Source organism: Erythrobacter sp. SDW2 (genome assembly GCF_021431965.1).
Classification (GTDB): domain Bacteria; phylum Pseudomonadota; class Alphaproteobacteria; order Sphingomonadales; family Sphingomonadaceae; genus Parerythrobacter.
On record NZ_CP090370.1, the window covers coordinates 2,194,634 to 2,207,770 of the forward strand.

The window sequence follows — 13,137 nt, forward strand, 5'->3', positions numbered from 1 at the left end:
GGTTGATCCGAATTTGAACCACTATCAGGCCTGCGGTTTCGCCATCAGCGCCGACCTGCCCCTGCCGATGATGGCGGTCGGGCAGGCCGAAGGCACACCCCTGGCAATGGTCGCCGGAACGGTGCCGGACAGAGGGGGCGAAGTGATTGGACCATTCACGCGGGCCGGCACCGACTGGATAGCCTATGCTGTTCCCGGCGTTGCACAGTTCCACGTCACGCCCGATACAATTCGTTGGCAGGCAAGCCCCGGCGTCGATGAAGCGAGCATCGCGACTTTCCTTCTGAATAGCGCCCTGCCCTGCGCTGCCATGCTCGCAGGGGTTTTGCCGGTTCGAGGGAGCTGCGTCGACCTGGGCGAAAGCGCGATCCTGCTTACCGGTGCCCCGGCCGCCGGCAAAAGTGCCGTCGCCGCAGAACTGGTCCGGCGAAAACATTCGCTGATGTCAGACGGTTTCGCTGGTGTCGAAAGCGATGGCACTGCCGTGGCCGGCGTGCCGAGCCTTACCCTTTCCCGGGATACGGCCGACGCACTGGCGATAGATCTGGCCGACCTTCAACCGACGCGCCCAGGTCTCGAACGCTATCATTGGCCGCAAGCCCTTCCCGCCCTCCGGAAACCCGTTGGCGGGGTCTACCAGCTCATCGTCCATACCAGCCCCGAGGTACGTTTCGCCGACATCCGCGGGGCCGATCGGCTGGCGATGCTGCGCGCCAACTCGTTCCGGCCGCTGGAGCACCAGCGTTTCGGGCTCAACCCCGCCATGCTGCAAATGGTGGCGGCTCTTTCGGCCAAGGCCCGCTTCCGCCGCGTCTGGCGTCCGGTCAAGGACCTGCCGATTGCAGTGCTCGCCGACCACATCCTTGCAGATCTCGATCTGGCGGAAGCGCCATGAGTTCGAAGATCCACTGGCTCGCGTCCTACCCAAAATCGGGCAACACCTGGCTGCGGCTTGTCCTTTCGCACCTGATGCGCGAGCCGGCGCAGGAGACCTCGCTCAATGATATCGCCGGCGGGACCATTGCGACCGACCGGATGTGGATCGATCGCGCTTTGGGCTTTCCCACCTCTGAACTTCTGCCTGACGAGATCCTCGATCTGCGGCCGGCCGTGTATCGGTGGACCGCCGACAAGGCCGAACGGGCCCAGTTCCACAAGATCCATGATGCCTGCTTGTCGGCTGGTGGTGGCGGCTGGCTCCCATCGGTCGAAGCCAGTGGCCCCGGCGTTTACCTCGTGCGCAATCCGCTAGACGTCGCTGTTTCCTTTGCCAGCCACCTGGGACGGACCATTGACAAGACCATAACGGCGATGGAACCTCCGGGCATGGAGATGGGGCGCAGTCCCCAAGGCGGGATCACCGTTCACCTTCCCCACGTCTTGCCGGGCTGGTCCGATCATGTCGTAAGCTGGATCGACAACCCGCACTTCGACATGCTGCTGGTCCGCTACGAGGACATGCTGGCACAACCAGCGGAATGGTTCGGCCGGATCGCCCGCCACCTGATGCTCGATGCCGCGGAATCCGATGTGGCACAGGCCATCGAGCAGACCAGGTTCGAGCGCTTGCAGGAGCAGGAGGCTCAGGAACCGTTCAAGGAGAAGCCGCTGGCGGCCGAACGGTTTTTCCGCAAGGGGATCGCCGGTGACTGGCAGCAAAGCCTCAGCCCGGCGCAGGTCGAACGAATTGTCGCGACCCATCGCCCGATGATGGAGCGGCTTGGCTATTGCGATGGCAATGGCAAGCCGCAGGTGATGTGATGGGCAACGCAGCGCCGCTCCTGTCTCGCAACCCGAAGCTCTCGCCGGTCGAAATGGATGGGCGGCTCGTGATGATGGACAGTGAACGGGGAGTGTACTTCGCGCTCGATGCTGTCGGCAGTGCCGTTTGGGAGATACTGGAAGAACCCTCGACATTGGAAACGGTCACCAGGCATGTGGCGCGTAGTTTCGATGCGCCCTGCCGCGAGGAATTACGTCGGGATCTGGAGGAATTCATCGCCGCCTTGATCGACCAAGGGCTGCTGTTGCAAGGGGGGACGGCATGAGCGCCCTTCTCCCAACGTTGCGCCGCAAGCTGGCGGGGTTGCGCGGTTATAGCGCATCAGAGATCACCATGGTCGCGCCATCACTCGTTCTGCTCGGATTGGCACGCCTGGCGATTCTGTTCCTGCCGTTCCGCTTTTACGCGCGGGTGCTTGGGACGGTAGCGAGTCAGGGGTTGCCGGCTCCGCCGCTTACCGCCGGACTCGACAACAGGGCCCGCTCCATCGGTCGCAGTGTTCGCGCGACGGCGCGGATAACGCCGTGGAAGTCTGTTTGCCTGCCGCAAGCCATGGTGGCGAGCCTATTGCTGCGAGTCGGGGGCGTCCCGCATGTCGTGCATTTCGGTCTCGCTCCCGGCGATGCCAAACCGGACGCTGCCCCGATGCAGGCCCACGCGTGGATCGTCGCCGGAAAGCGGATCGTCACCGGTGCGCCGGTGCTACCCGAATACCGGATCGTTTCCTCCTTCGCCTCGCCTCCGCCTGCCACATGATGTTCGGCGGGATAGTCGTACGCCAAGCCGGGCATGATCCGCGTGAGTGGATTGCGCCGGAGCGGCTGGAAGCGACGCTCGATCCCTATCGCGTCGCCGACCGGACCGGGCACTGGTGCAGCAACACCGCCTTGCTGGCACAGGCTGCCCGGTGGAACACGCCCGGGAGCTGCCACGCCCAGACACCGGAGCGCTGCGTCGAAACAGGACGGGTTTTGCTTGGCTGGATCCGGCTCGATAATCGCAGCGAACTTTGCCGCTCGCTGGGACTCGAAGAACGCGAAACATTGACAGATGGGCTACTGGTCCTCGCCGCGCACCGCCAATGGGGACGAGATGCAGCCCCGCAACTGCAGGGCGAATTTGGCTTCGCCATTCATGACCCCGCCAGCCAGTCCACCTGGTGCGTGCGCGACATCATGGGCACGCGGCCGTTCTTCTACTACGCCACGCCTCGCCTGTTTGCTTTTGCCAGCACGGCTGCGGTGTTTCCGGTTCTCAAATGCGAGGACATCGGTCCGTCCGACGGATGGATGGCCCGCTTCCTGCTCGGCTATTCGCATGATCACATCCGCACTGCCTTCGACGGTGTCTTGCGTCTGCCGCCAGCGCATGACCTGCTTGTCGAACGCGGCAGTCTGCCTGAACCGCGCCGATACTTCGCCTTCGAAGATCCGGAACCGGGTATCGGCGAGCCCGATCCGGACCGGGTCGAAGCCTATCGCGCGGCGCTCGACAGCGCGGTCGCAGGTGCACTGCGCAGCACCTATCCGATCGCCGCCGAATTGTCCGGCGGCCTCGACTCCTCCGCGATCGTCGCCAGCGCCCGCCTGCTACTGGCCGAAGAGGTGCCGCTGCATACAATCGGACTCGAGATGTACGAGGAGGACAAGGCAGCACAGGCAGCGGTCGTCGCCCACTGCGGCCTGAAGCACCATCGCGGGATAACGCCCGTGGCCAATGAATGGCACCGCGCTACGCAGGAGCGTGCCAATGCCGCGCTAGGCTTCCCGCTCGAACATCCCAACGCTGGATACCATTTCCAGATCTATGAGCATTGCCAGCAGCTCGGCGTGCGCACCCTCCTGTCAGGATTTGGCGGGGACGAGATCGTCACCTCGGGCGGGCGCGAAGTTTGTGACGAGCTGTTCGCAGCCGGTCGCCTGTCCGACTGGTGGCGGTCGCTGGCCGGTTCCCCGGCATCCCGGGCCAGGCGCGCCGTGCGCTTCCTGCGCCAAAAGGTCGTTCCTCTTCCCGCTCTCTTGCCGGCCCAGGCCGTGTTTCTTTCCCAGCTCAACGCGACCCCGCTGCGCGACGAGGTCATTGCGGAGCATGGGTTGGTCGACCTACAGCTGCAGCGGGGTAACATCTTCGTTGGCCAAACGCCGAACGAGACAATCCTGCGCCGGGCCTTCCGCGCCTACGTATCGGGTCGGTTCGAATCCTGTTCCGCCGTCGCCGCAACCTATGGCATCGAGTACCGTTGGCCTTTGGTGCAGCGGCAACTGGCCGAGGCGTTTCTGACCGTCCCTTCGATTGAAAGGCACCGGGTCGGAATCGGTCGCTATCTTCATCGACAGGCCAGCGTCGGTCGCTTGCCGGACAATATCGCCTGGCATGCCAAATCGATGGGAGCGGTGAGGCCGGAGGTACATCCGTCGGCAAAATGTCACATCTTGCAAAATATGAGCTTGCTGTCTCCAGCGCTCGCCTATATCCTCGATCCTGTAAAATATCTCAAACTGGGCGAATCTATTAGTCTGAGGTCGCAACCTGGGGCCCATTTTGGAAGAGTAGGCGCCTATAATTTGGGCCTGGTCCGCAGGATTGACTTGTTATCGGACTGGCTCATGTATTTGCGCCCATAGGCCTTGGGGGATTTATGACCGATAATACCAGCAAAGATGTACCACCGGACGGGGGCAAGCGGCCCTACAGCAAGCCAGTCCTCCAGCGCATGGACGCCAGCGAGACTGAAACGGGGACCGCTGTCTTCACACAAGAGGTGCTGGTCTACTACACCCCGCCATCCTGAACACATCGACGGTGCAATGGCGCCAACTGCCAAAATCGCAAGGGCCCGCAGCCGGATCGGCGCGGGCCCTTTCTTTTGGCTGAGGTGATTTAGCTACGGCTCGGATATATGCCGTAGAGCGCGATAATGTAGTTGACCCCGAGATAGGGGTTCACGGCATAGAACGACTGGTTGCCGCCGGCAGGTGTCATGTCCTGCGACAGGGTGACCGTATTGGCATGCATCAGTATGTCCTGACGCGTGTCGTCCACATCGTGGTAGATGTTGGTCCCTGGAGGCGTGAGCGCAAAGACATTATCCCCCGGCGCGTTCTCGTCCCCTAGCCGAGGTTCGGCATGGACGGACGCAAGGTGGCTATGGGGATGGCTGTGTGTCGGCAAGTTGATCGGGCCGACAGCCTCGTATTCCAGCCCACCCTGTTCCCCCAGCCTGACATTGCCGAGGCCTGGTCCCTGCCCGGCATGACGCGGCACGCGGCTGCGGAGATCTGGCAGGCCGAAGGTGGTCCTGCCATCGCCGCCGAATGTTGTCCCGAGAATCGAGAAAAGCGCCGAATTTTGCGAAATCGGCAACAGCTGGCCCTGACACAGGGCAAAGTTGCGTGGAGCAAAATCGCCAGCGAACATCTGGATTTCGCCGATGGTTGGTTCTGCGAAGGACATGGTCGCGCCTCCTTAGTTGCGGCTCGGGAACATGCCTTCAAGCGCGATGATGTAATTCACGCCAAGCCACGGATTAAGCACGGTGACGGGCTGGTTACCGCCCGCCACGGTCGAATCTTGCGAGAGGGTGACCGTGTTGGCATGCATCAGGATGTCTTGCCGCGTATCGTCAATATCATGATAGATATTGGTTCCTGCAGGAGCCAGGGCAAAGACGTTGTCTCCAGGCGCATTCTCGTTCCCCAGCCGCGGTTCCGCATGGACGGAGGCGGTATGCGTATGGGGGTGAGAATGGCTCGGCATGTTGGCCACCGTCAAAGTGACCTGTTCAATCCCGCCTGCTTGACCAAGCGCGACGGGGCTCAGGCCCGGACCGGTGCCAGTTCCGCGCGGGGTACGGCTCTGCAGGTCGGGAAGAGCAAAGGTGGTCCGCCCGTCGCCGCCATAGGTGGTGCCGAGGATGGAAAAGAGAGCGGTGTACTGGCTGATGGAAAGGAGCTGGCCATTGCAAAACGCCCAGCTACGCGGAGCGAAGTTGCCACCGAACATGGTGATTTCGCCAATTGTAGGATCACTGATCGACATATTTGCCCTCCCCGAGAATGCCGGAGAATTCCGGCCTGAGGTGACAATTATGAACAGTATGACGTGCCAGAAATAGGACATAAGCGCCACGCGGGAAAACAATTCCCGCATGGCGCTGCTGTTTCTTCGGTCAACTTACTGGGTTTGACCGCTGGCGCGGGGAGATCTCGCTACGCCATTCGCAGCCCGACCCGCCGACAGCGCGAAAATCGCCAGCAGCAGATAACAGACAGCCGGCACGATAAACGCAAACGCATAACTGGTGGCGTCGGAGACCGCCCCCACCAGCAAGGGCACGAAGGCCCCGCCGATGATGCCCGTGCACAGCAGCCCCGAAGTGGCTTCCTCGCTGGCGCTCGACCGTTCGAGTGTCAGAGTGAATATTACCGGGAACATGATCGAGTTGAACAGCCCGATCGCCAGGGCGACGTAACCCGAGGTGACGCCGCCGACCGCAAAGACATAAAGGCACATGGCGCAGGCAATGCCCGTAAATATGGCCAGCAATCGCGAAGCGTTGAAGAAATACAACAGGACCGTCCCCGCAATCCGGCCGACGAACGCCCCGCCCCAATAGAACGAGACAAGCGCAGCGGCATCCTGCAGCGGCATTCCCCATGTAGCATCGCTGTTGAGGAACAATGCCATCTGCGTGCCGATCGCGACTTCGGCGCCGACGTAGAGAAAAATCGCCGCCGCGCCGAGTACTGCCCAGCGCGAGCCGAAGGCGTCACGGATCAGTTCGGCCATCCCCTTGCCCGACCCGATCGGTGGCGCCGCCGCCGCCACTGTGCGCCGCGCCAGATAGAAGAATGCCAGCAAGGCGATGAGCAAGCCGCAAATCCAGAAGTATGCCCGGTCGATGCCTCCCAGCGCATTCGCCCGCACTTCGTCGGTCAAGGCAACGCCATCGGCAACTTCGACCCCTGCCAGGAACAGGCTGGCGCCCAATGCCGGACCGATGATCGTGCCGAAGCTGTTGAAGGTCTGCGACAATGTCAGGCGGAAGTGGCTCTTCTCAGGAGAGCCGAGTGCTGCCGCCAGCGGGTTGGCCGCAACCTGGAGAATGGTAATCCCGCTCGCGAGCACGAACAGGCCAAACAGAACGAGGTTGTAGTTGGCGATATTGGCCGCGCCCAGCATGATCAGGCAGGCGACGACCATCATCGTGAGCGCGGCCAGGATCGAGGGTACCGCCCTCCATTTGGCGATCAGTGCCGCTGCCGGGAAGCTCACCACACCATAGGCAATGAAGAAGGCGAAAGCGGAAAGCTGCGCCTGCGTGTCGCTGAGTACGAAAATGCCCTTAACCGCCGCCACCAGCGGGTCGATCAGCGAAGTGATGAAGCCCCAGGCGAAAAACAGCAGGGTAACCGCGAGAAACGCGGCCATGATCGTACCCTTGTTACCCGTGGGTGCCGCGCTTGCGTGAGGCGCGGTGTTCGGTGCCATTGCCATGAAATCCTCCCAGTTCCGCCTTTTCGGCGGCTATTGCCCAGGCCTAACGCAAAGCTGCGCTCGGTCCATGCGAATTCGAATGCACGAGCCCCTTACGACCGTGCGTCAGAACGAACACTCGGCCCCTTCAGGCAATGCCTGGCGCTCGATCCTGGCGACCTGCAGCACCAGCGGCGCATCGCTGCGAAGCGTGATGCTGTCGCCCAGCCCCGGCACACAGGCGCCGGTGATGATCATCTCGCGCCAGCCTTTGCCTGCGCTCAGTTCCAGCTGGCGGGTGATATCGATCTGCGTATCTCCGACCGTGACTGTCACCTTGCCCGATGGCGCGGTGGCGAGGTTGTAGAGAATGCGATAGTCGCCGCTCCCCCCGCCGCTCTGGGCCAGCGACAGCGAAGCACCAGGTCCGAAAGTGATCTCGCGCGCATCTTCCTGACGGTCCTTGTCGACCCCGCGGGCAACGATTCCGCCGCCTTCGCCGCGAAGGTTCGGCAGGTTCGCGGTTCCCGCACGCGCCACGATCCCGTCAGAGAGGCGACCCATATCATACCAGGCAGCAGCGGCGGGCTGGTCGAGGTATCCGCATGTTTCATCGAGCTCGGCTGTCGGCGTCGTGTCGCGGAGTGAACGCCCATATCCGCGATCGAACAACGCTCCTTCCGGACCGTTGACCGGCGCTCCGCCGCAATCGGCAGGCCAGCTGAACGAAAGGCGGCCGGTCGCCTCGACCTTGCCGAACAGGACGTCTGCCACACCGCCACCCTCGCTCCCGGGTAGCCAGCTGGCGACAAATGCGTCAGCCGCGTTGATCTCGCGGTTCATCCACATCGGACGGCCCGAGAGGAATACTGCCACAGTCGGAATGCCTTGGGCCTTGAACTTGCGTAGCAGTGCGAGCCCTTCTTCGTCGCTGAAGACCATCGTCTTGCGGTCTCCGGCGAACTCTGCATAGGGCTGTTCGCCAAAGACGACGACGGCGGCATCAACCGGGCTTGCCGGGACCGAGCCATCTTTCGACAGGACGGCTGTAGCATTGATCTCGCGCGCAGCCTCGGCAATGCCCTGGTAGATCGAAGTCGCCCCCGGGAAATAGTCGTTGGTCAATTCGCGACCGCCCTGCCAGGTCAGCGTCCACCCACCTGAAGCCTGGGCGATGCTGTCGGCAGCAACCCCCGCCACAAGGATCGTCGCGCCTTCCTTCTGCAATGGCAACACGCCGTCGTTCTTGAGAATGACCTGCGACTTGGCGACCGCTTCGCGCGCAATCGCGCGGTGCTCGGGCGAACCGAGCAGAGCCATATTGCCGGCATTGGGTCGCTCGGATGGCTTGACCGCATCCTCGTCGAGCAAGCCCGCACGCAGCTTGACACGCAGCACCCGTCCGACAGCCTCGTCGAGCCGCGCCAGCGGGATCGTGCCGTCCTTCACTTGCGCGACGAGGTTTTCCAGTAGCGGTTTCCACTCGTCCGGCACCATGTAGATATCGAGCCCGGCCAGCAACGCCTGCGGACAATCGGTCACCGTGCAGCCCCGGACCTGGCCGTGACCGTTCCAGTCGCCGACCACCAGCCCATCGAATCCCAATTCACCGCGCAGGTAGTCGGTCAGCATCGGCTTGTTGCCGTGCATTTTTTCGCCGTTGATCGAGTTGAAGCTGGCCATCACGGCCTGGACCCCGGCATCGACCGCCACCGGATACGGCACGGCATGGATTTTCTTGAGCTCTTCGATGTCCCCATTGACGTCGCCGGTATCGATACCCTGCTCGGTACCTCCATCGCCGAAGAAGTGCTTGGCCGTGGCGATAACCCGCCCGGCGCCCAGGAAATCCTTGCTGCCGGGCGTACCCTGCAGGCCTTCGACCAGCGCCTTGCCAAGCTTGGCGACCAATAGCGGATCTTCCGAGTAGCTCTCGTAGGTCCGGCCCCAGCGGTCATCCTGTGCGATGGCGACGGTAGGCGAGAAGTTCCAGTCGATCCCCGTGACTTCAATCTCGGTCGCGGTGGCCGCGCCGATCCGCCGGACCAGGTCGGCATCGCCTGTCGCCCCCAACCCGATGTTGTGCGGGAAGATGGTGGCGCGCACGACATTGGTGTGGCCATGGACCGCGTCGGTGCCCCACATGGTCGGGATCACCGGCTCACCGCCGGGCAGAGGCCGGACCGATGCCTCGTACATCTCATCGGCAAGTCGCAGCCATTCGCCTGCCTCGGCGAATTCGTCGCCATAAGGGCCGCCGTTGCCACCGTTGAGATAGCTGCCGAAGCGATACCGCTCCATATCCGCAGCGGTGAAACTATTGATCTGTGGCTGGATCAGCTGTCCGACCTTGCGCTCCACGCTCATGCGCGAAAGGATATCGGCAATCCGCTCGTCTTCCGTTTGCGGTACAGCAACTGCGGTTTCCACAGGCGGCGCACCGGCGCACCCGGCCAGCCCCGGTGCCAGCGCCAGCGACGCACATGCTGCAACAAGCCAATGACGGCGAACCATTCCACTCCCCTTTACATCCCTGTTGGGAACGTTCTCAACGTTAGCGGGGTGAAACCGGATTGCAAGCCGGAAATTACCCCGCCCTTGGAAAACGGGCGAGACTTACCAGGAGGATGGCCGCGATCAGAGCAAGCATCGCCAGCAGCCAGAAAAGGCCGCCAAAGCCGAACAACGGCACCATCTTGAGTGCGAGCCAAGGCATGATCAGCGACGGCACCGTATTGGTCAGGTTGAACAGGCCAAGGTCCCTGCCCCGGCGCCGTGCTCGCGGCAGCACCCGTAGCGTCTGCGCGGAATGGAGCGAGAGGAACACGGAGGCGGCGAGGCCGAACAGCACATAGCCTGCAATGGCAATCTCCAATCCCTGCGAGACTGCCATCACCACCAGGCCGACTGCCGTGAGAACCGCACAGCACGCCAGCGGCAGGATCGGCCGCGCCCGCCGGTCCGACCAGCGACCGACAACGATCGCCAGCGGGACCGCCAGGCCCAGCACCACCGCAAAGATCCGTGCGGTGTCGCTATCGCGAATGCTGTCGTCGATCCCGGTGAACCAGAACAGCAAATACGCGAACAATGCCGCTTCCGCGATCTGCACCAGCAGTCGAGCGAGCCACATCCGGACAACGGCCGAGCGCGACTTGAGCGCCACGGGGCGTTCCTCTTCGAAGCCCGGAGCCAAATCTGCCATCAGTTGTGGCATGGGTTCCGGCCTGCCGACCAGAACAGCGGGCAGAACCATCAAGGCGACCAGGAACGCTACGATCCACAGCCGCATTTCCGGCCCGGCAAGATCGGGAATTGTCACGAGCGCCCCGGACAATGCTCCGAGCGCCGGAGCGAGGGCCAACAAGCCGCCCAGCGTTCCCTTCTGGCTGTCAGGTACGCAATCGCCCGCCCACGCCGCGAGCGGTGCCAGCATCATGTTGAGTCCGATTTGCCACAGCACGATCATTGCGGCGAGCATCGGAAAGCTCTGCGCCAGCGGCATCGAGACAAGCAGCGCGCAAGACAGCAGCAATCCGGCTATGACCCAGCCTCGACGATGCCCGGTGAGGTCGCTCAGCCAACCGAACAGGATATTCGCGGTGCTCGCCGCCAAGGCTCCGCCAAGGGTTATGTAGGCGAGAGCGCCAACGTCGGCCTCGCCGCCGGACATGGCGGTGATCCGAACCGGCAACAGCACTGTCAGGAATGGAACGTAGGCGACCGCACCGCCCGCCGCAGCAAGCGCATAGAGCAACAGGAACCGCGTCGACTGGCGCTTGCTCGCGTCAGCCATGGTGCGGGTCAGTCATTGGCGTGCTGGCGCGGTGGTGCGGTCGAGCCCCGCTCGATCAGGGTGCCGCGAACCCGGACAGGCTCGTCCGGCCAATTGCCCTCGCGGGCCGCATCAATCAGCAGTTCGACGGCGCGCGAGGTGGTTTGTGCGATGGGCTGGTCCACTGCCGTCAGCGCTGGCTGGGTGAAATTGACGATCGGGGTGTTGTCGAAGCTGATCAGCGACAGGTCGGCCGGGACATTAATGCCCATGGCGCGCGCGGTGTCGAGGGTTGCCAGCGCCATCTGATCGCTGCTGGCGATGATCGCCGTCGGTCTTTCGGGCAGTTCGAGCAGCTTGCGGGCAGCGGCCAGGCCAGAGTCATACCCGAAGTCGCCCTTCTCCAACAAGCCGTCAACCTTGAAGCCGGCCCGGGTCATCGCTCGGGTCCAGCCATCGACACGCCATCCGCTGAGCGAATACTCCGACGGTCCGGCGATGAATCCGATCCGCTCATGGCCAAGCCCGATCAGATAATCCGTCGCCATTGCGGCGTTATGCTCGTCCCCCATGGTCATGGCGATGCCCGGTCCCCCGGCGACTGAACCGATCCGGGCGAAGGGGATAGCTTTCTCGGCAAGGAACCGGGTGATGTTCCGGTTTTCCGAGTGCGGCGGGGTCAGAATTACCCCGTCCGGCTGCAGCGAAGCAATCGTGCCGGCCAGTTCCCGCTCGACATGGTCCACATGGGTATCGACCAGTTCCACCATCATACGGTAGCCATATTTCCCGGCCGTCAGCATGCCGCCGAGGAGCATCTGGTTGACCCAGTCGCTGCCCTGCCGCGCTTCCCATTCGGCAATGGTACGCTCGCGATCATTAAGCGCGAGGATGAGATAGGAATGCGACCCGCTCATCCGCTGGGCAGCGATCGAGGGGACATAGCCCAGCTTGTCGATCGAGGCCTGCACCCGCTCCTTCATCTCGGGGCGAACGTTGGGACCGTCGTTGATGACACGGCTGACGGTCTGCAGGGACACCCCTGCATCTGCTGCCACGTGCTTGATCGTGACCGCCTGACGCCGTCTTGCCATGTTAATCATCCCTCCCGAGGATGCAGGACCTGCCGGTAGCGGTGTCGTCGGCGCATTGCCAGACCCGGACCCAGTCGACCAACATCCGCTTGGGGAAACCGCTCTCATCCACGCCGCCCAGGGCCCGTTCTTCCGGCAGCCCGCCGCCAATGGCTAGGTTGAGCAGCAGGTGGAAACGCTGGTCGAACGGCGCATCGGGATCGTCTGTGGAGGTTGTGTACCAGTCCTCCGCCCGCTTGGTGGCATAAACCTGCCCATCCACGCTCCAGGTGATAATGCCCTCGCCCCATTCGATGCCGAAGGTGTGATACCCGCCGTCGAGCACTGGGGGATAGGGAATTTCCGTGCTGGTCAGCGCATTATCGGGCCAACCGCCACCGAAATGGAGCGTGCCAAGGATGGTGTTCTCGCCGCCTTCCTCACAGCCCTTGTCCGCCGGGCATTCAACGCCGAGATTGACGGCCTCGAGGATGTCGATTTCGCCCGACCGGGCCCAGCCGCCATAGACATTGTCTTCAGGCAGCATCCAGATGGCGGGCCAGGTGCCCTGCCCTTGCGGCAAGGCCGCGCGGACTTCGATCTTGCCATACTTCCACGACGCTTTCCCTCGCGTCACCAGGCGCGCGCTGGAGAAAGGCTTCGTCGCCTTGGCATCGGGGTCTGCCTGCCCGGCAGCGATGCTTGGCGGAAACGCCGGCCCGGTGCTCTTCTCCTTGCGCGCGGTGATCACCAGCGCGCCGTCCTCGACCGAGGCGTTGCGCTCGCTGTCGGTATAGCACTGCCGCTCGTTGTTGCCGCCGCCCCAGCAGTTGATGTCGAAGTCCCACTTGCTGCGATCAATAGCATCGCCGTCGAACTCGTCCGACCAGACCAGCGTCCACCAAGAATCTTCGCTGGCCGGAGCCGGCCCACTAGCAGTCGCACAGCCCGCAAATGCGAAAGCCGCCGACCCTGCCAACATCGTCCTCAGTGCACTCGAGATCATTGCCCAATCCCCTTACAACGCCTTG

Annotated in this window: 13 protein-coding genes; 6 read left to right on the forward strand and 7 right to left on the reverse strand. The window is 63.0% G+C overall.

Features of this window, described 5'->3' with window-relative positions:
- The first annotated feature begins 13 nt into the window (after window positions 1-13).
- Genes LY632_RS10675 through LY632_RS10700 form a run of 6 tightly spaced genes read left to right on the forward strand, consistent with a single transcriptional unit; the run spans window position 14 to window position 4,574 of the window.
- The gene (locus LY632_RS10675; protein WP_234091114.1) at window positions 14-895 is read left to right on the forward strand and encodes a hypothetical protein; all 882 of its coding nucleotides are present in this window, start codon (window positions 14-16) and stop codon (window positions 893-895) included.
- Window positions 892-1,761, forward strand: coding sequence for a sulfotransferase domain-containing protein (locus LY632_RS10680; RefSeq protein ID WP_234091115.1), 870 nt, complete (start codon window positions 892-894; stop codon window positions 1,759-1,761). The genes LY632_RS10675 and LY632_RS10680 overlap by 4 nt, the downstream gene beginning before the upstream one ends.
- On the forward strand, window positions 1,761-2,048 hold the full coding sequence (locus LY632_RS10685) for a PqqD family protein (RefSeq protein WP_234091116.1): 288 nt from the start codon (window positions 1,761-1,763) through the stop codon (window positions 2,046-2,048). Before LY632_RS10680 ends, LY632_RS10685 begins: the two co-directional genes overlap by 1 nt.
- The gene (locus LY632_RS10690) at window positions 2,045-2,539 is read left to right on the forward strand and encodes a lasso peptide biosynthesis B2 protein (protein WP_234091117.1); all 495 of its coding nucleotides are present in this window, start codon (window positions 2,045-2,047) and stop codon (window positions 2,537-2,539) included. Before LY632_RS10685 ends, LY632_RS10690 begins: the two co-directional genes overlap by 4 nt.
- Window positions 2,536-4,407 carry an asparagine synthase-related protein gene (locus LY632_RS10695; protein WP_234091118.1) on the forward strand — a complete coding sequence of 624 codons (1,872 nt, stop codon included), beginning with the start codon at window positions 2,536-2,538 and terminating at the stop codon, window positions 4,405-4,407. Before LY632_RS10690 ends, LY632_RS10695 begins: the two co-directional genes overlap by 4 nt.
- A 14-nt stretch (window positions 4,408-4,421) precedes the next feature.
- Window positions 4,422-4,574: a hypothetical protein gene (locus tag LY632_RS10700; protein WP_234091119.1), complete on the forward strand. Its 153-nt coding sequence runs from the start codon at window positions 4,422-4,424 to the stop codon at window positions 4,572-4,574.
- 89 nt (window positions 4,575-4,663) lie between these two features.
- On the opposite strand, the gene LY632_RS10705 is transcribed toward LY632_RS10700, so the two are convergent.
- The 7 genes from LY632_RS10705 to LY632_RS10735 form a co-directional block, all read right to left on the reverse strand.
- Window positions 4,664-5,236: a phage tail protein gene (locus tag LY632_RS10705; protein WP_234091120.1), complete on the reverse strand. Its 573-nt coding sequence runs from the start codon at window positions 5,234-5,236 to the stop codon at window positions 4,664-4,666.
- Window positions 5,237-5,248: 12 nt separating this feature from the next.
- Window positions 5,249-5,821 (reverse strand): phage tail protein, encoded by a 573-nt coding sequence (locus LY632_RS10710; protein WP_234091121.1) that lies wholly within the window; start codon window positions 5,819-5,821, stop codon window positions 5,249-5,251.
- Between the two features lie 135 nt (window positions 5,822-5,956).
- Window positions 5,957-7,279: a glucose/galactose MFS transporter gene (gene gluP, locus LY632_RS10715; RefSeq protein WP_234091122.1), complete on the reverse strand. Its 1,323-nt coding sequence runs from the start codon at window positions 7,277-7,279 to the stop codon at window positions 5,957-5,959.
- A 105-nt stretch (window positions 7,280-7,384) separates the two neighbouring features.
- On the reverse strand, window positions 7,385-9,772 hold the full coding sequence (locus LY632_RS10720; protein ID WP_234091123.1) for a glycoside hydrolase family 3 protein: 2,388 nt from the start codon (window positions 9,770-9,772) through the stop codon (window positions 7,385-7,387).
- Between the two features lie 73 nt (window positions 9,773-9,845).
- Window positions 9,846-11,054 (reverse strand): MFS transporter, encoded by a 1,209-nt coding sequence (locus LY632_RS10725; protein ID WP_234091124.1) that lies wholly within the window; start codon window positions 11,052-11,054, stop codon window positions 9,846-9,848.
- An 8-nt stretch (window positions 11,055-11,062) separates the two neighbouring features.
- Window positions 11,063-12,127: a LacI family DNA-binding transcriptional regulator gene (locus LY632_RS10730; RefSeq protein ID WP_234091125.1), complete on the reverse strand. Its 1,065-nt coding sequence runs from the start codon at window positions 12,125-12,127 to the stop codon at window positions 11,063-11,065.
- A 1-nt stretch (window position 12,128) separates the two neighbouring features.
- On the reverse strand, window positions 12,129-13,112 hold the full coding sequence (locus tag LY632_RS10735; protein WP_234091126.1) for a family 16 glycosylhydrolase: 984 nt from the start codon (window positions 13,110-13,112) through the stop codon (window positions 12,129-12,131).
- Window positions 13,113-13,137 lie beyond the last annotated feature (25 nt).